At 70.8% G+C, this 16,367-nt stretch carries 18 protein-coding genes and 3 pseudogenes; 6 read left to right on the top strand and 15 right to left on the bottom strand.

Annotated features, from left to right (window positions below; genetic code table 11):
* Positions 1-7: 7 nt before the first annotated feature.
* Both rpmG and rpmB read right to left on the bottom strand, forming a co-directional pair.
* Complete coding sequence (gene rpmG / locus VHD82_RS15185; RefSeq protein WP_325703091.1) at positions 8-172, bottom strand: 50S ribosomal protein L33; 165 nt, start codon at positions 170-172, stop codon at positions 8-10.
* Entirely contained in the window at positions 172-408 is a 237-nt protein-coding gene (gene rpmB / locus VHD82_RS15180) for a 50S ribosomal protein L28 (protein WP_325703088.1), read from the bottom strand. Before rpmB ends, rpmG begins: the two co-directional genes overlap by 1 nt.
* Before the next feature lie 523 nt (positions 409-931).
* Here rpmB and VHD82_RS15170 point away from each other — a divergent pair.
* Positions 932-1,018 (top strand): annotated as a pseudogene (locus tag VHD82_RS15170) (50S ribosomal protein L31); the annotation flags it as partial.
* Between the two features lie 31 nt (positions 1,019-1,049).
* Here VHD82_RS15170 and VHD82_RS15165 read toward each other — a convergent pair.
* From VHD82_RS15165 to VHD82_RS15130, 8 genes are all read right to left on the bottom strand, one after another.
* The gene (locus tag VHD82_RS15165) at positions 1,050-2,087 is read right to left on the bottom strand and encodes an ABC transporter permease (protein WP_325703085.1); all 1,038 of its coding nucleotides are present in this window, start codon (positions 2,085-2,087) and stop codon (positions 1,050-1,052) included.
* Complete coding sequence (locus VHD82_RS15160) at positions 2,074-3,585, bottom strand: sugar ABC transporter ATP-binding protein (protein ID WP_325703082.1); 1,512 nt, start codon at positions 3,583-3,585, stop codon at positions 2,074-2,076. Before VHD82_RS15160 ends, VHD82_RS15165 begins: the two co-directional genes overlap by 14 nt.
* Entirely contained in the window at positions 3,582-4,619 is a 1,038-nt protein-coding gene (locus VHD82_RS15155) for an ABC transporter substrate-binding protein (RefSeq protein WP_325703080.1), read from the bottom strand. Before VHD82_RS15155 ends, VHD82_RS15160 begins: the two co-directional genes overlap by 4 nt.
* 63 nt (positions 4,620-4,682) lie before the next feature.
* Positions 4,683-5,177: a carboxymuconolactone decarboxylase family protein gene (locus VHD82_RS15150; RefSeq protein WP_325703077.1), complete on the bottom strand. Its 495-nt coding sequence runs from the start codon at positions 5,175-5,177 to the stop codon at positions 4,683-4,685.
* Between the two features lie 63 nt (positions 5,178-5,240).
* Complete coding sequence (locus VHD82_RS15145) at positions 5,241-6,104, bottom strand: sigma-70 family RNA polymerase sigma factor (protein ID WP_325703074.1); 864 nt, start codon at positions 6,102-6,104, stop codon at positions 5,241-5,243.
* 168 nt (positions 6,105-6,272) lie between these two features.
* Positions 6,273-7,673, bottom strand: a complete 1,401-nt coding sequence (locus VHD82_RS15140) for a pyridoxal phosphate-dependent decarboxylase family protein (protein ID WP_325703071.1) — start codon at positions 7,671-7,673, stop codon at positions 6,273-6,275.
* The gene (locus VHD82_RS15135; RefSeq protein ID WP_325703068.1) at positions 7,670-8,965 is read right to left on the bottom strand and encodes an MFS transporter; all 1,296 of its coding nucleotides are present in this window, start codon (positions 8,963-8,965) and stop codon (positions 7,670-7,672) included. The genes VHD82_RS15140 and VHD82_RS15135 overlap by 4 nt, the downstream gene beginning before the upstream one ends.
* A 43-nt stretch (positions 8,966-9,008) precedes the next feature.
* Positions 9,009-9,572 (bottom strand): FAD-dependent monooxygenase, encoded by a 564-nt coding sequence (locus VHD82_RS15130; protein WP_325703065.1) that lies wholly within the window; start codon positions 9,570-9,572, stop codon positions 9,009-9,011.
* A 98-nt stretch (positions 9,573-9,670) separates the two neighbouring features.
* Between VHD82_RS15130 and VHD82_RS15125 the strand changes: the two genes are divergently transcribed.
* Entirely contained in the window at positions 9,671-9,850 is a 180-nt protein-coding gene (locus VHD82_RS15125) for a hypothetical protein (RefSeq protein ID WP_325703062.1), read from the top strand.
* A 44-nt stretch (positions 9,851-9,894) separates the two neighbouring features.
* Here the strand turns inward: VHD82_RS15125 and VHD82_RS15120 are convergent.
* Positions 9,895-10,008: pseudogene (locus VHD82_RS15120) on the bottom strand (FAD-dependent monooxygenase); the annotation flags it as partial.
* 93 nt (positions 10,009-10,101) lie between these two features.
* Here VHD82_RS15120 and VHD82_RS15115 point away from each other — a divergent pair.
* Together VHD82_RS15115 and VHD82_RS15110 are read left to right on the top strand one after the other, a co-directional pair.
* Positions 10,102-10,410, top strand: a complete 309-nt coding sequence (locus VHD82_RS15115; protein WP_325703333.1) for an AsnC family protein — start codon at positions 10,102-10,104, stop codon at positions 10,408-10,410.
* A gap of 183 nt (positions 10,411-10,593) precedes the next feature.
* Positions 10,594-10,983, top strand: a pseudogene (locus tag VHD82_RS15110) (winged helix-turn-helix domain-containing protein); the annotation flags it as partial.
* On the opposite strand, the gene VHD82_RS15105 reads toward VHD82_RS15110, so the two are convergent.
* Complete coding sequence (locus VHD82_RS15105; RefSeq protein WP_325703055.1) at positions 10,919-11,944, bottom strand: LLM class F420-dependent oxidoreductase; 1,026 nt, start codon at positions 11,942-11,944, stop codon at positions 10,919-10,921. The pseudogene VHD82_RS15110 and the gene VHD82_RS15105 sit on opposite strands and share 65 nt — an antisense overlap.
* Positions 11,941-12,855, bottom strand: a complete 915-nt coding sequence (locus VHD82_RS15100) for an oxygenase MpaB family protein (protein ID WP_325703052.1) — start codon at positions 12,853-12,855, stop codon at positions 11,941-11,943. Before VHD82_RS15100 ends, VHD82_RS15105 begins: the two co-directional genes overlap by 4 nt.
* Before the next feature lie 54 nt (positions 12,856-12,909).
* On the opposite strand from VHD82_RS15100, the gene VHD82_RS15095 reads away from it, so the two are divergent.
* On the top strand, positions 12,910-13,500 hold the full coding sequence (locus tag VHD82_RS15095; protein WP_325703049.1) for a TetR/AcrR family transcriptional regulator: 591 nt from the start codon (positions 12,910-12,912) through the stop codon (positions 13,498-13,500).
* Here VHD82_RS15095 and dmpG read toward each other — a convergent pair.
* Together dmpG and VHD82_RS15085 are read right to left on the bottom strand one after the other, a co-directional pair.
* On the bottom strand, positions 13,497-14,609 hold the full coding sequence (gene dmpG, locus VHD82_RS15090; protein WP_414637514.1) for a 4-hydroxy-2-oxovalerate aldolase: 1,113 nt from the start codon (positions 14,607-14,609) through the stop codon (positions 13,497-13,499). The genes VHD82_RS15095 and dmpG overlap by 4 nt on opposite strands.
* Positions 14,606-15,511 (bottom strand): acetaldehyde dehydrogenase (acetylating), encoded by a 906-nt coding sequence (locus tag VHD82_RS15085; RefSeq protein ID WP_325703046.1) that lies wholly within the window; start codon positions 15,509-15,511, stop codon positions 14,606-14,608. Before VHD82_RS15085 ends, dmpG begins: the two co-directional genes overlap by 4 nt.
* Before the next feature lie 39 nt (positions 15,512-15,550).
* Here VHD82_RS15085 and VHD82_RS15080 point away from each other — a divergent pair, with 39 nt between their 5' ends.
* Complete coding sequence (locus tag VHD82_RS15080; protein ID WP_325703043.1) at positions 15,551-16,300, top strand: IclR family transcriptional regulator; 750 nt, start codon at positions 15,551-15,553, stop codon at positions 16,298-16,300.
* Positions 16,301-16,367: the final 67 nt, after the last annotated feature.

Below are 16,367 nucleotides of genomic sequence, written 5' to 3'. Positions count from 1 at the left end.
CTCGCCCTCAGCGCTCCTCGCGGAACTCGACGTGCCGCCGCGCGACCGGGTCGTACTTGCGCAGGGTGACCCGGTCCGGGTCGTTGCGCCGGTTCTTGCGGGTCACGTAGGTGTAGCCGGTACCGGCGGTGGACCGCAGCTTGATGACGGGGCGTACTTCGTTGCGTGCCATTACAGTTTCACTCCCTTGCCGCGCAGCTCGGCGACTATCGCCTCGATGCCGCGCTTGCCGATCGTCCTGATGCCCTTCGCCGAAACCCGCACCCGGACCCAGCGGCGTTCGCCGGGCAGCCAGTACCTGCCGGTCTGCGGGTTCGGCTCCCAGCGCCGCGAGGTGCGGCGGTGCGGGTGCGAGACCTGTTTGCCGTATCCCGGTTCGCGCCCGGTGACCTGGCACACCGCTGACACGTGGCTCCTAGTTGGTATTGGTTTTCATTACCGTCTAACGTATCTTGGCGTGGAAACCTTCCCGGCAGGCACCCCTCGACTGGCCGGACGGCCGCGCCGCCCGGGCACCGACGTCGTGCACCCCGGCCTGCGGGAGATCACCTCGGGCGTGGTCCGCAGGCGGCTGCGCCTCGACGACGGCGACGAGACGGTCGCGCTCGAACTGGCCCACGGCTGTGTCTCCTGCACCCGGCGTGAGGACCTGCTTCCCTTGCTGCGCACGCTCACCCGGCTGCCACAGGTGAAGCGGATTGCGCGCGCCGCCCGTTCCACCCGGCACGGCTGGACAATGCGATCGACGTGCTGCTCGACGGCGTCGTGCGCACCCACGGCCGGGCCTGGGTGGCCGAGCGGGGCACGCTGGCGCCCGCTGCGCCGGGATCCGGTCTTCGGCGACCGGGCGCGGGAGATGGTGGTCGTCACCGATCAAACCCTGCGCGGCGTGCTGCGGACCGATCAGGAACTCGCCGCGGGTAAACGCGTCTGGACCGGTAACCGCCGGATCATGGACACCGCGGGCCAGGTCGAGAAGTTCCGCCGCCGCTACGGCCAGCGGGGAGGAGGCAAGTAGCCGCCGCGCTCAGGCGCACGATCCGCAGCGCTCACGTGGGCGCTGGGGTCGTGTCCGGCCGGGGATGTCGGGCACGACCACTGAGCCTGCCCTGGGCCTGGTCGAACGCGACGGCGAGCAGGATCAGCACGCCGATCGCGATCTGCAGGTAGAAGGAGTTGATGCCGAGCAGGTTGCCGCCGTTGTTGAGGGTGGAGGTGATCAGCGCGCCGGCCGCGGCGCCGATCGCGCTGCCCTTCGCTCCGAACAGGCTGGCCCCGCCGATCACGCAGGCGGCGATGGCGTCCAGCTCGTAGGACTCCCCCGCCGTCGGCACCCCGGCGTCGAGCCGGGACGCGAGCAGCACCCCGCCGAGGCCGGCGAGCAGGCCCGACATCGCGTACACGGTCACGAGCACGCGCGGCACCGGCACGCCGGACAGCCGCGCGGACTCGGCGTTGGACCCCGCCGCGTACACGTAACGGCCGAAAACGGTGCGGCGCAACAGGAATCCGGCCAGGATGATCACCACGACGGTGATCAGCAGCAGGTTCGGCACGCCGCCGACGGTGTCGTTGGCGATCGCGGAGAACGAATCGGGCAGCGGCTGGATGGTGTTGGCGTTGGTGATCACGAGGGTGAGCCCGCGGGCGGCGCCCATCATCCCGAGCGTGACGATGAACGGCGGCAGTTTCGCGTAGGCGACGAGCGCACCGTTCACCACGCCCACGGCGGCCCCGGCGAGTACGGCGCACAGCAGGGCCAGCGGCACCGGGAACCCGGCGACCAGCAGCTGCGCGACGACCGCACCGGTCAGCCCGACGACCGAGCCGACGGACAGGTCGATGCCCTTGGTGAGGATCACCAGCAGCTCACCGATCGCGATGATCGCGAACACCGCCCACTGCCGCGACAGGTTCGCCATGTTGCCGCTGGTCAGGAAGCTGTCGGTGGCGAGCGCCAGCGCGCCGAAGAGGATCACCAGCACGACCAGCCCGCCACCCTCGCGGCCGACGGCCTCCCGCCAGCCGACGACGCGCGCGGGCGAGCGCAGCTCGGTTTCGCGGACGATGAGATTACGCAGCGCCATTGACCCTCCCCGTGCTCGCGAGCGTGAGCAGGCCTTCTTCGGTCGCCCCGGCCGCGGGCAGCTCGCCGACGATCGCCCCGCGCCGCAGCACGACGATCCGGTCCACCAGGCCGAGCAGCTCGGGCAGGTACGAAGACACCACGACGATGCCGAACCCGCGCGCGGCGAGATCGCCGATCAGCGTGTACAGCTCGGCCTTGGCGCCGACGTCCACCCCCTTGGTCGGCTCGTCGAACAACAGCACCCGGACATCGGTGACCAGCCAGCGCGCCAGCAGCACCTTCTGCTGGTTACCACCGGACAAAGTGGACACCGGCTCGTCGTAGGAACCGGCGCGCAGGCGCAGGCTGTCCAGCACGCTGTCGACCCGCCCGGCCTCGCGTCGCCGGGAAAGCAGGCCACGCCTGCCTATTCCGGTGAGGCTGGCGACCGAGACGTTCTCGCGGATCGACAGCTCCGGCAGCAGGCCCAGCTCCTTGCGATCCTCCGACAGCAGTCCGATCCCGGCGCGCACGGCATCGCGCGGACGACCGGTGGGCACGGATTTCCCTTGCACCTCAACGGTTCCCGAGGCCGGTTTGTCGGCGCCGAAGATCGCGCGGAGCAGTTCGCTGCGGCCGGCGCCGAGCAGCCCGGCGATGCCGACGATTTCGCCGGCGCGTACGTCGAGATCCGCCGCGTTCTCGCCGCCGGGCGGACGCAGGCCGCGGACCTTGAGCAGCGGGGCGGTGACTTCGGACCGGTCCGTCGCGGCCGGATACAGCTCTTCGACGTCGCGGCCGACCATCGCGGAGATCAGGGAGTCCTCGGTGAACTCGGACAAGGCCCCGGTGCGCGTCACCGCTCCGTCCCGCAGCACGGTGACCCGGTCGCCGATCTCGAACATCTCCTCCAGGCGGTGGCTGACGTAGAGCACCGCGACGCCCTCGTCGCGCAGTGCGGTTATCCGGCGCAGCAAGGCTTCCGCCTCCGCGCCGGACAGCGCCGTGGTGGGTTCGTCGAACACGAGCACGCGCGGATCGTCACCAAGCACCTTGGCGATCTCGATCAGTTGCCTTGTCGCGGCCGGGAATTCGTCCGCACGGGCCGACGGGTCGAGGTCTTCGAGGCCGACGCGGGCGAGTTTCGCACTGGCCGCGTCACGCAGTGAGCGGCGGTCGACGACCCCGGCGCGGGCGGGCAGCCGGCCCATGAGCAGGTTCTCCGCCACCGACAGATCCGGCAGCAGGCTCAGTTCCTGATACACCGCACCGATTCCGGCGGCGCGGGCGGCGGCGGGATGGAGCGCGGGCGGCATCGGTTCGCCGTCCACCAGGTATTCGCCCGCGTCACGTCTGAGCGCCCCGGTGAGAATGCGGATCAGGGTGGACTTGCCCGCGCCGTTCTCCCCCGCCAGGCAGTGCACCTCGCCCGCGCGCAGCCGCAGCGACACCCCGTCGAGCGCCACCACCCCGCGAAATGCCTTGCGCAGCCCGGAAAGCTCGACCAGCGCGGTCATTGGCTCGCCTGCGCCGTCGGCGGGTTCAGCAGGTCCTTCACCGAGGGGTCGTTCATGTTCGACTGGTCGGCGAGCACAGCTCCGGGGTCGAGGTTCACCGGCACCTTCGCCCCGGTGCTCGCCGCGATCGCCTCGGCCACACCCTGGTAGCCGAAGAAGTACGGGTTCTGCACGACGAGGGCGTCGATGGAACCGTCGGCGAGCGCGGCGTTCTCCTGCGGATCGGAGTCGAACGCGACCACCGGCAGCGTCGCGGCGCGGCCGGTGTCCTTGATCGCGCGGGCGGCGCCGTTGCCCGACATGTTGTTCGCGGCGAAGATCCCGGCCAGGTCCGGCACCGCGCCCAGCGCGTCGTTGACCTGGTTGGCCGCGGTGTTGATGTCGTTGTTGTCGAAGCGTTCCTGCCAGACGGTGAGCTGCGGGCAACTCGCGGCGAGCCCTTGGCGGAACCCCATGGCGCGGTCGCCGAGCGCCTGCACCCCGGCGACCGCGTTCTCCAGCAGCACCTGGCCGCTCGTCTTGCCCTGCGCGGTGACCAGCTGACACAGCCGTTGCCCGGCCTGCTCGCCGGCACGCAGGTTGTTCGTGCCGATGAACGCCTCGTTCCGCGTGGTGACCGTGCCGTCGACGGTGACCACCTTGATCCCGGCCTGCCGCGCCCGGTCGATCACCTTGTCCAGCGCGCTTTCCGAGTTCGCGGCGAGCACGATCGCGTTGACACCACGGGAAATCGAGTTCTCCACGAGCTGCACCTGGTCGTTGACGTCGGTCTCCGAGGTGGGCCCGAAGCGGCCGACCTCGACGCCGAAGTCCTCGCCCGCTTTCCGCGCCCCGGCGAACATGCTCTGCCAGAACGACGAGTCGGTGGCCTTCACGATCACGTCCACCCGCAGGCCCGAAGCCTTACCGGGCCCGGCGTTCCCGCCCGGGCCGCCACCCGAGACCGCCTTGCCGACGACCAGGCCGACCACCAGTGCCAGGACCACCCCGGCGACCAGCAGCGGGGTCGAGAACAGCACCCGGTTCCGCGCCATCGTTGCCGCCTCTCAGCTCTGAGCGGACTGTGGCGGGAACGTAGCACCGCGACGCGGGAGGGATCAAGTAAACGATTTCCCGCGCTCGTGCGTGAACTGACCGGGCGTGTAGTCACCGCCCTGCTGGCGGGTGAGCACGTTCATCCGGTTGAAGGCGTTGATCAGCGCGATCTGCGCCACCAGCGCCATCAGCTGCTCGTCGTCGTAGTGCTTGGCCGCGTTCGCCCACACCTCGTCGCCGACCCCGCCGCTGTCGGCGAGCCGGGTGCCGTGCTCGGTGAGTTCGAGCGCCGCCTTTTCCGCTTCGGTGAACACATTCACGTCCCGCCACGCCGCGACCAGGTTCACCCGGACCGCCGTTTCCCCGGCGTGCAGGGCTTCCTTGGTGTGCATGTCGAGGCAGCCGCCGCAGCCGTTGATCTGGCTGGCGCGGATGTTCACCAGCTCCAGCGTCGCCGCGGGCAGGGGCGAAGCGGCGACGGCCTTGTGCGCCGAAAGGATGTGCTTGACCAGCTTCGGGCCGACCTCGGTGGTGAGCGGGTTGAGCCTGGTTTCCATCGGAATCCCCTTCGTCGTAAGGTTTTCACTACCACGACGAAGGGGAATTCCCGGAGGTAACAACTATTCGGCGGTCGCCGGGGCACCCATCTTCGCGAGGCGCTCCGGGTCGGTGACCGAGTGGATCTCCACGATGCGGCCGTCGACCACGGTGCACGCCATCACGCCCATCAGCTTGCCGCTCGGGCCCCACGTGGCGAACCCGGGTTCGCCGTTGACCACCGCGGCACGCACTGTCACCGCGGCACGGGCGCCGTGCTGCGCGCGTTCGGCCACTTCGGCCGCCCCCTGCCGGGTCACGACGCCACGCGCGTACTGGGAATGCCAGGTGACATCCGGGTCGAGCACCCGCAACAGTCCTTCGAAGTCCCCCTCCCGCGCGGCCGCGAGAAAGGCGTCGACGACCGCCCGCTTCTGTTGCTCGCCGGCCGGGCGGCGACCGTCCTGGACCTTGCGCCGGGCGCGGCTGGCGAGCATCTTGGCCGCGTCCGCGGACTTCCCGATGATCTCGCCGATCTCCACGAACGGCACCGCGAACATGTCGTGCAGCACGAACGCGAGCCGCTCGGTGGGACGAAGGGTGTCGAGCACGACCAGCAGGGCCAGCCCGACCGACTCGGCGAGCACCACGTCGTCCTCGGGCGCTCCACCGTGGTCCTCGATCACCAGCAGCTCGGGCAGTTCGTCTTCGTACGACGCCTCGGGCCGGGCCTTGCGCGAGCGGAGGACGTCGATGCAGACGCGGCCGACCACGGTGGTCAGCCAGCCACTGAGGTTGTCGATCTCGGTGGCGTCCTGGCGGGCCAGCCGCAGCCACGCCTCCTGCACCGCGTCCTCGGCGTCCGCCCGCGAGCCGAGCATCCGGTGGGCCACCGCGGTCAGGCGGCCGCGCTGTTCCTCGAACGCCGTCACCAGTGCTTCCGTCATGGTGTTACCAGTCCGACCGGAAGTAGGCGGACACCAACCGCAGCGGACTTGCTCGCAGAAACCCGTTCCGCCATGGCTGTAGTCGGACTGGTAATCATCGGCACAGTACCTTCCTCGCGCGAACCCCGTCCTGAGTGTGACGGGCCCGGACGGGCCGAGGTAACCGGCTCAGGGCTGGTAAAGCCCACCGAGGAACTCCAGCAGCAGGCGCTCGCGCAGCGCGGGCCGGGCCGACGCGAGCAGGGAGTTGATCTCGGCCATCCGCACCGGCAGCGCGCCGCCACCGGTCAGCCCCGCCGCCCGCAGCAGGCTCGCGAACTGTTCACCGGTCAGGGTTTCCGGGTCGAGCGCCGCCACGAACGCCGCGACGCCGGGGTCCACCACGACCGGGCCGGCCGCGCGGGCGGCGGCCACCGACGAGCCCAGATCGGCGAGGAATTCCGCTTCACTGCCCCGGTTCGCCGCCGTGACGGTCAGGTGCAGGTTCACCGGCGAGGATTCGAACGCGAACTGCGGCTGCACGTACCAGCCGCGCTCGCGCATCTCGTCGGCGACGGTGAACAGGTCGAACTCGTCCGTCGTCGCGGCCAGCGCGATGAGCGTGGAGTCGGGCTCGGCGAGCACGCGCAGGCCGTCGATCTCCTCGATCCCGGCGCGGATCCCTTGCACGGCGGCCAAAGTGTCCTCCGCCAGCCGGAGGTAACCCTCGTCGCCGACGTGGCGCACCACGGCCCACGCGGCGGCGAGCGGGCCGCCCGAGCGCGTGGACTGGATGGTGGTGTTCAGCATCGTGTACCCCGGCCAGCGCGCGCTCGCGAAGTAGTGCCCGCGGCGCAGCCCGGCGTTCGCGTGCAGCAGTACCGAGACACCCTTCGGGGAGTAGGCGTATTTGTGCAGGTCCACGGAAATACTGGTGACACCTTCGACGCCGAACCCGAACGCCGGCACCGCACGCCCGAGCCGTCGCAGATACGGCAGCACCCAGCCGCCGATGCAGGCATCCACGTGCATCCGCACCCCGCGGCTCGCGGCCGCCGCGGCGATGGGTTCGACCGGATCGAGCACGCCGTGCCCGTACGACGGAGCACTCGCCACGACCAGCACCGTGGAGTCGTCGATCGCCGCCGCCATCGCGTCCGGGTCGGCCCGGAACGTCTCCGGATCGACCGGGACTACGACCGCGCGCACCCGGAACAGATGCGCCGCCTTGTGGAAGGCGGCGTGTGCGGTGGAGGGCAGTACGATGTTCGGCTCCGCCACGTCCGGCCGTCCTTCGCGGGCGGCGAGCACCGCGAGCAGGCAGGACTCAGTGCCGCCGGAGGTCACCGAGCCCACGCCGCCACCGAGCAGCCGGGCCGCGGCGGCGACGAGGTCGTTCTCCATCTTCAGCAGGCTCGGGAACGCCGTCGGGTCCAGGCCGTTGGCCGGGGAAGCCAGCGCGTGCGCGGCCGCGGCGAGCTCGTCCAGCCCTTCGAGACCGCTGTCGTAGACGTAGGCCAGCGTGCGGCCGCCGTGCGTCGGCAGGTCACCGGCGCGCAGGGCACGCAGCTCGTCGAGGATCTCGTTCACGCCAGCACCGATTTCCGCAGCAGCGGAATCCCCAGCAGCACGAAGACACCCGGGATGATCGAGAAGCCGATCACGATGGCGGTCACCGCCGAACCCGGCTGCGGGACCGAGAAGTCCTTGCTGGACACGTAACCACCGATCGTCAGCAGCAGACCGAAAAGCCCGGGCCCCAGCGCCAGCCCGAGCGTTTCCCCGGCCGTCCACACCCCGGCGGTCACGCCTGCGCGGGTCTCGCCGGTGCGGGCCTCCTCGGCGGTGATCAGGTCGGGCAGGATCGCCAGCGGGAACACCTGGATCCCGGCGTAGCCGACACCGGCGAGCGCGACGAACACGAACGCCACGCCCAGCGGCAGCACCTGGGTGGCGCACAGGCCCGCGCACGCGACACCGAAACACAGGCTGGCGAACCGGAATCCCCACAGCTTGCCCCAGCGCGCGCCCAGCCGGGGCCACAACGGCATGGTCAGCAACGCCGGACCCACGAACCCGACGAACAGATACGTCTGCAGGCCGGCGTCCCCGAACACGTACCGTGCCGCGTAGTTGACCCCGGCCAGCAGGACGGCCACGCCCAGCGACTGGACGAAGTAGACACTCAGCAACCAGCGGAACGGCCGCCAGCCCTTCATCGTCGCGAGCAGCTCACGCCACCCCGGGCTGTTGGGCCGCCGGTCGCCCACCGGCGCGCCGCGCGTGCCCAGCAGGACACCGATCGTGCCGACGAGGATCACCACGCCGATCACCACGCCCATCACGCGGTAGCCGGTGACCCCGCCGATGCCCTCGGTGATCAACGGTGCGACGCCGCCGGAGATCAGGATCGCGATCGCCAGCAGCCCGATCCGCCAGCTGGTGATGCGCGTGCGTTCGTCGTAGGAGTCGGTCAGCTCCGCGGGCAGCGCGTTGAACGGCACCTGGAAGATGCCGTACGCGGTGGCACACAGGATGAACAGCACCACCACATACGTCGCGTCCGCCCACGTCGAGCCGAACCCGGGATGCGCGAACAGCAGGGCGAACAGGATCGCCACCCCGGTGCCGCCGATGGCCAGGAACCGCCGTCTGCTGCCGCTGCGCGCGAGGTCGGTGTCGGACAGCCGCCCGGCGAACGGGTTGAACACCACGTCCCATGCCTTGGGCACCAGCACGATCACGCCGGCGACCGCGCCGGGCACCGCCATCGTGTCGGTCAGGTACGGCAGCAGCAGCAGGCCGGGCACCGTACCGAAGGCACCGGTGGTGAAGGACCCGAGGGAGTAACCGAACCTCGTCGAAGCCGGGAGCGCGGCCATGATCCTCCTCGTGGTGCACCCGCGATGATCGGGAGGAATCGTGTCATCGCGCCTCCGGAACCCGGTGACCGGGGCCACTGAACCCCCGGGCGAGCGCATCCTCGACGGGCGCGTGGCAGACGTGGCCGTCCGGGCGGATCAGCAGCTCGCCGCCGGGCAGCAGACCCCGGCCCGCGCGCAGGCGTTCGTACACCGCCCCGCCGTCGGCCAGGTCGCGGTCCGGCATGCGCGGCCCGAGCAGCGGATGCTCCCCCGGCATCGGGTACCGGATGTCGAGGCCGCTCATCATCCCCGCGAGCCACCGCGCGGCGGCGGGCAGCCCGAACACCTCGGCCGGCGAGGCGCGCAGTGGCGCGAGATCCGGGTTCCCGGTGCCCGCCCAGTCGCCGGCCAGCCCCTGCACCTGGGTGTCGAGCAGGACCCCCGCGGCGACCCGATGGCGTTCGCCGTGATAGCTGTCCAGCAGGCCGGGCGCGGCCGTTCCGCCGACCGCCGCGGCGAGTTTCCTGCCCAGTTCGACCGCGTCGCCGTAGACGGCGGACAGCCCGGCCCGGACCTCTTCCCCGGTGACCGGATCGGCCCGGTCCTTGGAGCCACCGCCGAGCACGAGCCGCCGCGACCCTTCCCCGAGCGGGGTCTGCCGGGCCCAGCGCGCGGGTGTGCCCCCACCGTTCGGCGCTCAGCCGCGCGTGGGTGATCACCGCCGTGGAAGTTCCCGCCCTGCCGGGAAAATTCACGTTCAGCAGCTTGCGGATGGTGCTGTGCGCGCCATCCGCGGCCACCGCGAACTTCGATCCGGGCCTGCGGGATGTAGTAGCCGGGGTACCGCCCGGCCGGGAACGGTACGGGCAGCCCGCCGAAATCCCGGTGGTGACAACGGAGTAGTCACCGGTGGCCAGCAGCGGCTCGACCAGCCCGCCGTGGACGAAGATTCCCGTGGTGCGCGGCTGGATTCCGCCCGCGCGGGACAGCCGGTGGGGTTCGGTCCGCTTGTCCAGGACGACCGGCCGGGCACCGGCGAGGCTCAGTTCCGCCGCCGTCATCAGCCCGGTGGGCCCGGCGCCGGCCACGATCACGTCGAAGTTCTCACGGGCCGCGACCGTGCCGGGCGAACCTGTTCGATTCCGCTCAACGCGATGATTCCGGTCGATTTCGACGCGCTTCAGGTTGAGGTGGCGAAATTCGATGACCTCGATCGCCGGCTGGTGCATGCGCTGCAACTCGACGCCCGGGCACCGTTCAACCGCGTCGCCGCTGTGCTCGGGGCTCCGGCCAGACGGTCGCGCGGCGCTACACCCGGCTTCGCCCGGGCGGCGCGCCGCGCGTGCTGGGGCTGCCCAATCCGTAGCCCGGCGGCACGGAGGTGGTCTGCGCGCCGCACGGTCAGCCGGACGGATCCCCTGTGCTGGAACGGCTTCCGCGTACGCCGAGGCTGGAGGGCGTGACGGCGCATTGCGTGCTCACCATCTTCTACGGCGGCGCGCTCGGCTCACCCACGAAGCACGGCGGCCTCACCGAAGAGCAGGCCGCCGCGCTTCGTCCAGCAGGGGCCGTGCGGCCGTCACCGGTGCCCGGCGACGGTGACCAGCGGTTCCTGAAAGCGCTTTCTCGGGACGGGCGCGCGTTTCGCGGTGCTCGCCGAGGCCACCGGTTGGTCGCCGTCCACGGTGCGCCGCCGGCTGACCGAGCTGTGCGAAGGCGGGGTCCTGTACTTCGACGTCGACTTCGATCAGCGCTCTTCCCGGAACTGTCGGTGTGGACGATGCTGTGGCTCTCCGCCGACCCGGCGTCGCTGGACGCGGCCGGCCCGGGCGCGGCCGTTCCGCCGACCACCGCGGCGGCCACCGGCCCGGCCGGCGTCGCCTACCCGCCGTCTACCACCGGACGGGTCGCCGCCCTGCCCGGTCCGGGCGGTCGAGACGGCGCTGGTGGTCCGCGAGGTCAAACGGGCGGTCAGGACAGCACCGGCGCCACCTTCCGCAAGGTCGCCGCGTCGCCGCGCAGCAGCAAGGTCGTGACCACGGTGTCCTCCCAGGCGGCCAGCTCCTCGCGGATCTTCTCCGCCGGCCCGATCAGCGACGTGTCCTCCACCAGCGAGGTCGGGATCGCCGCGACCGCCTCTTCCTTGCGCCCGGCCAGGTACAGCTCCTGCACCTTGTCCGCCACGTCCTCGTAGCCCATGCGCGCGAACACGTCGTGGTGGAAGTTCACGCTTTTCGCGCCCATGCCGCCGATGTAGAGCGCCAGCGAGGGCTTGATGAACCCGGCCGCCTCCTCGACGTCGTCGTGCACGATCACCGGCACCGACGCGGCCACCTCGAACTCGGCCGCGGTGTGGCGGGCGCCCGGGCGCGCGAAGCCCTCCTCCAGCGCGGCACGGTAGAAGCCGTCGCTCTTGGGCGAGAAGAACAACGGCAGCCAGCCGTCGCAGATTTCGGCCGACAGAGCGACGTTCTTCGGACCTTCCGCCGCGAGGTAGATCGGGATCTCCGCACGCAGCGGGTGCACGGTCGCCTTGAGCGGTTTGCCCAGCCCTGTCCCGCTCCGCAGCGGCAGCTGGAAGAATTCGCCGTCCGCGGTCACGGGTTCCTTGCGTGCCACCACTTTCCGCACGATGTCGACGTACTCGCGGGTGCGCGCCAGCGGCCGCGGATAGGGCTGGCCGTACCAGCCCTCGACCACCTGCGGGCCCGACGCGCCCAGCCCGAGCACGAACCGGCCGCCGGAGAGATGGTCGAGGGTGAGCGCGCTCATCCCGACCGCGGTCGGCGTGCGCGCCGACATCTGCACGATGTTGGTGCCCAGCTTGATCCGCTCGGTCGCCGCACCCCACCACGCCAGCGGGGTGAACGCGTCGGAGCCATACCCCTCGGCGGTCCACACCGAGTCGAAGCCCAGCTCCTCGGCCGTGGTGATCGCGTCGAGTGCGCCCGCCGGCGGGCCTGAGGACCAGTAACCGATGTGGTACCCGAGCTTCACGTCGCCTCCAGTGGTGAGTAGTGCTTCGGATCGTTCCGCGCGGAGACCGGCGGAAGGTTGCGGGCCGGCGTCTCCACCGGCGGGACGTGCTCGCCGCGGGCCCGGCGCCAGCCTGCCCTGGCCCGGGGATGGTAGCGCCGGTCGTGCGGCACGAACCGGAACGCGAGCCCGATCAGCCGGCCGAGCAGGCGGTGCAGCCGTTCCTCACGACCCGACCAGGTATAGCCGAGCCGGGCGCGCACGGCCGGATGGTAGAGCCCGACCGTCCACCACACGAAGCTTCGCGCGATCACGGCCCGCGCGGGACGCCACAAGGGATCCGGCAGCCAGCCGATCAGCGGCGGCTTGTCGATGTCGTCCAGCTTCAGCACGTCGCGGGTGGCCTTGTTGTCCTCCAGGCCGGCGACGCACATGCGCTCCCAGTAGTCCTGGAACTCCTCCCACGACGCGGGCACCGGGCGCATGCTCATGCCGTAGAGCCGGTACCAGTCCACGTGTTCGGCGTAGAGGCGCTGCTTCTCGTCCGCGCTCAGCCCGCCGCACATCCGCTCGGCGGCGATCAGGGTGAGCATGAAGAACGTGGAATGCGCCCAGTAGAACGTGTCCGGGTCGAGCGCGTGGTAACGACGGCCCTGGTTGTCGACGCCCTTGATCGTGTCGTGGTAGCCGCGGACGGCGCGGGCGGTCTCCGCCGCTCGCGGGCCGTCGTAGACCACGCCGCCGATCGGGTACAGCGACCGGAACAGCCGCTGCCAGCGTTCGGTGAAGAACTCCGAATGCTCCTCCACCCCGGCGCCGAGTCCGGGATGCATGTTCTGCATCGAGCCGGCCCACAGGGCCATCAGGAGTGTCCGCCAGTCGCCGAAGTATTTCCAGGTGAGGGAATCCGGGCCAAGGGGCTGCGCTGCCATACCCGGCACGCTACGATTGACAACAGCCGTAGTCAACTTCTCCGGGACGGATCCATGAACCGCAGCTGGGCCGGCACCACGCTGACCGACCGCAAGGCGGCGCGCCGTGCGCAGCTGCTCGCCGCCGGGCTGCAGCTGCTGGGCACCTCGGGCAGCGCCGCGGTCAGCGTGCGCGCCGTATGCCGCCAGTCGAAGCTGACCGAACGGTATTTCTACGAGAACTTCGCCGACCGCGAGGAACTCGTCCTCGCCGTGTACGAGCACGTGGCGGACCAGGCGCGGCAGGCGCTGGTGGATGCGGTGCCCGAGAAGTCGGCCGCCCCGGCCGAACGCGCGAAGGCGGCGGTCACGGCGTTCGTCGAGCTGATGGTCGACGATCCGCGCAAGGGCCGCGTACTGCTGCTGGCCCCGATCACCGACCCCGCCTTGTCCGCGCGCGGGGTCGCCCTGCTGCCCGCGTTCGCCGCGCTGGTCCGGGAACAGCTGCCGGAGAAGCTGGACGAGGCCGAACGCGAACTCACCGCGATCGGCCTCGTCGGCGCGCTGACCAACCTGTTCACCGCTTACCTCGGCGGCACGCTCGAGGTGTCGCGGGTGCGGCTGGTCGAGCACTGCGTGCGCCTCCTGGCCCAAGCCGGGTCCTAGGCCCGCTCGGCCACGAGCTGCAGCGCGATGTCGATGATCATGTCCTCCTGACCGCCGACGTAGCGCTTTTCCCCCACCCGGTACAGGATTTCGTGCGCCGGCACGCCGTACCGCTCCGCCGCGCGCTCGGCGTGCAGCAGGAAGCTCGAGTACACCCCGGCGAAGCCCTGCACGATCGACGAACGGTCCATCACCGGCAGCCGCGTGATGTAGGGCTTGACGACGTCCTCCGCGGCGGCCATCAGGATGTCCTTGTCCACGCCCGTCCTGACGCCCAGCCGCTCGAACACCGCGGCCAGCACCTCGGTCGGCGAGTTGCCCGCGCCCGCGCCGAGCGCCACCAGCGAGCCGTCGATCTGCCGCGCGCCCGCGCGGTAGGCCAGCACCGAGTTCGCGACACCGAAGCTCAGGTTCTGGTGCCCGTGATAGCCGACCTGCGCCTGCCCGCCGAACTCCGAAACCAGTGCCTCGACCCGTTCCGCGGCGTCCTCCAGGATCAGCGCGCCCGCCGAGTCCACGACGTACACGCACTGACAGCCCGCATCGACCATGATCCGGCCCTGCTTCGCCAGCGCGTCCGGAGTGGACATATGCGAGAGCATCAGGAAACCGACGGTCTCCAGGCCGAGCTTGCGCGCCTCGGTGAAATGCTGGATCGACACGTCGGCCTCGGTGCAGTGCGTCGCGATCCGCACCGCGCCCGCGCCGAGATCGGCGGCGGCCTTCAGGTCGGTGACCGTGCCAAGGCCGGGCAGCAGCAGCACCGCGATCTTCGCCCGGCGCGCCTCCGCCACCGCGGTGGCGATGAGCTTTCGCTCGTCCACCAACGAAAATCCGTAGTTGAACGTGGACCCGCCGAGCCCGTCGCCGTGGGTCACCTCGATCAGCGAGATTCCGGCGTCATCGAGGGCGCGCACGGTGTCGCGCACGTTCTCCTCGGTGAACTGGTGGGCCATCGCGTGGCTGCCGTCGCGCAGGCTCGTGTCGACGATCCGGACCTCGCGCTCGACAGCGTCCAGGCGGGACACCCGCGCCCGGTCGGTCCTCCCCGCAGCCGCTCCCGCGTCGCGGTCTGCTGCGTGCGGTGCCTCTGCGTCCCAGCCGCTCATGCCGTCACCTTCCGCACCAGTCGCTCACCCAGCAGTTCGCCGACGCGGGCCGCGGCGGCGGTCATGATGTCCAGATTTCCGGCGTAGGGCGGCAGATAGTCGCCGTTGCCGGCCACTTCGAGGAACACCGCCACGCGCGCCTGACCGTTCCAGCCGGGGCGCGGCTCGTCGTACTGCGGGGCCGCCTTGAGGGTGTAGCCCGGCACGTACCGCCGCACGTCGGCGATCATCCGCTCGATCGATTCGGTGATGGCGTCCCGGTCCGCGTCCGGCGCGATCGCGCAGAACACCGTGTCCCGCATGATCATCGGCGGTTCGACGGGGTTGATGATGATGATCGCCTTGCCCTTGGCCGCGCCGCCGACGGCTTCGATCGCGTGCGCGGTGGTCTCGGTGAACTCGTCGATGTTCGCGCGCGTGCCCGGCCCGGCCGAGCGGGACGACACCGACGCCACGATCTCGGCGTAGGGCACCGTCGTCACGCGCGAAACGGCGTGCACAATGGGAATCGTGGCCTGGCCGCCGCAGGTGATCATGTTCAGGTTGGGCGCGTCGAGGAAGTCGGGCAGGTTCACCGCGGGGCAGGTGAACGGCCCGATCGCCGCCGGGGTCAGGTCGACGGCCTGGATCCCGGCTTCGGCGTAGCGCGGCGCGTTGGCCAGATGCGCCTTGGCCGAGGTGGCCTCGAAGACCAGTTCCGGCAGGGTTTCCCGGGACAGCAGCCAGTCCACGCCACCTGCCGAAGTCTCCAGCCCCGCCTTCGCGGCCCTCGCCAGGCCGTCGGAGGTGGGGTCGACCCCGACCATGTAGCGCACATCGACGAACTCGCTGCGTTGGAGTTTGGCGAGCAGGTCCGTGCCGATGTTGCCGGGCCCGACGATCGCCGCAGTGGCTTTCCGCATACCTCGTACCGTCCTCGCCGGAGTGGGTACCATCAACCCATGTGTGCCGCTCAGCGGGACGACGACGGGATGACCGCCGCTCGCATCTCCGCACTGCTGTCCGCTTTCCGGCCCGGCGACGACGCGCTCGGGGTGTCCGAACTGGCCCGCCGCACCGGAATCCCGAAGTCCTCGGCACACCGGCTGACCGGGCATCTCGCCGCGAGCGGGCTGCTCGAGCGCACCGATGGCGCCGTCCGGCTCGGGCTGCGGCTGTTCGAGATCGGGCAGCTCGCGATCGGGCAGCGCGGCCTGATCGACGCCGCCCGCCCGTACCTGGCCGATCTGCGCGAGGCCACCCGCAACACCGCGCACCTGGCGGTACTGGAAGGCACCGAGGTGGTCTACCTCGACATCGTGCGCGGGCCGGACGCGCCGAACCTGGCCTCACGGATCGGTGGGCGATTTCCCGCCCACGCGACGGCCGTGGGAAAAGCAATACTGGCGCACTCTCCCGGAGAAGTCCTGGAGACGGTAATCTCTGCGGGCCTGCCCCGGATCGGGCCGCGGACGCTCACCGCGCCCGGGCTGTTGCGCAGGCAGCTCGCGAAGGTGCACGAGGAGGGGGTCGCGTACGAGAGAGAGGAATCGGGGACCGGTGTCATCTGCGTCGCGAGCCCATTGCTGGACAGTTCCGGCCGCGCCCGCGCGGCCGTTTCGGTGTCGGGCTGGAGCACTCGCGTCCGGGCGGACCGGGTGGCTTCCGCGGTGCGGACCACAGCCCTTACTCTGTCCCGCACACTCCCTTAACACTCAGTGCACGCTTCGCGCGCGAAGATCGACATTACCGCAGCACTGTGCATGGGGCCCGCGCCAG

This window comes from Amycolatopsis sp. (assembly GCF_035546795.1).
Classification (GTDB): Bacteria; Actinomycetota; Actinomycetes; order Mycobacteriales; family Pseudonocardiaceae; genus Amycolatopsis_E.
This window is presented reverse-complemented; position numbering and strand designations above follow the sequence as displayed.

Bases quoted from the DNA above. Each gene is read 5' to 3' on its own strand.
- rpmG (WP_325703091.1), bottom strand. From the start codon at position 172: ATGGCACGCAACGAAGTACGCCCCGTCATCAAGCTGCGGTCCACCGCC.
- VHD82_RS15165 (WP_325703085.1), bottom strand. From the start codon at position 2,087: ATGGCGCTGCGTAATCTCATCGTCCGCGAAACCGAGCTGCGCTCGCCC.
- VHD82_RS15160 (WP_325703082.1), bottom strand. From the start codon at position 3,585: ATGACCGCGCTGGTCGAGCTTTCCGGGCTGCGCAAGGCATTTCGCGGG.
- VHD82_RS15155 (WP_325703080.1), bottom strand. From the start codon at position 4,619: ATGGCGCGGAACCGGGTGCTGTTCTCGACCCCGCTGCTGGTCGCCGGG.
- VHD82_RS15150 (WP_325703077.1), bottom strand. From the start codon at position 5,177: ATGGAAACCAGGCTCAACCCGCTCACCACCGAGGTCGGCCCGAAGCTG.
- VHD82_RS15145 (WP_325703074.1), bottom strand. From the start codon at position 6,104: ATGACGGAAGCACTGGTGACGGCGTTCGAGGAACAGCGCGGCCGCCTG.
- VHD82_RS15135 (WP_325703068.1), bottom strand. From the start codon at position 8,965: ATGGCCGCGCTCCCGGCTTCGACGAGGTTCGGTTACTCCCTCGGGTCC.
- VHD82_RS15115 (WP_325703333.1), top strand. From the start codon at position 10,102: ATGATTCCGGTCGATTTCGACGCGCTTCAGGTTGAGGTGGCGAAATTC.
- VHD82_RS15100 (WP_325703052.1), bottom strand. From the start codon at position 12,855: ATGGCAGCGCAGCCCCTTGGCCCGGATTCCCTCACCTGGAAATACTTC.
- VHD82_RS15095 (WP_325703049.1), top strand. From the start codon at position 12,910: ATGAACCGCAGCTGGGCCGGCACCACGCTGACCGACCGCAAGGCGGCG.
- dmpG (WP_414637514.1), bottom strand. From the start codon at position 14,609: ATGAGCGGCTGGGACGCAGAGGCACCGCACGCAGCAGACCGCGACGCG.
- VHD82_RS15085 (WP_325703046.1), bottom strand. From the start codon at position 15,511: ATGCGGAAAGCCACTGCGGCGATCGTCGGGCCCGGCAACATCGGCACG.
- VHD82_RS15080 (WP_325703043.1), top strand. From the start codon at position 15,551: ATGTGTGCCGCTCAGCGGGACGACGACGGGATGACCGCCGCTCGCATC.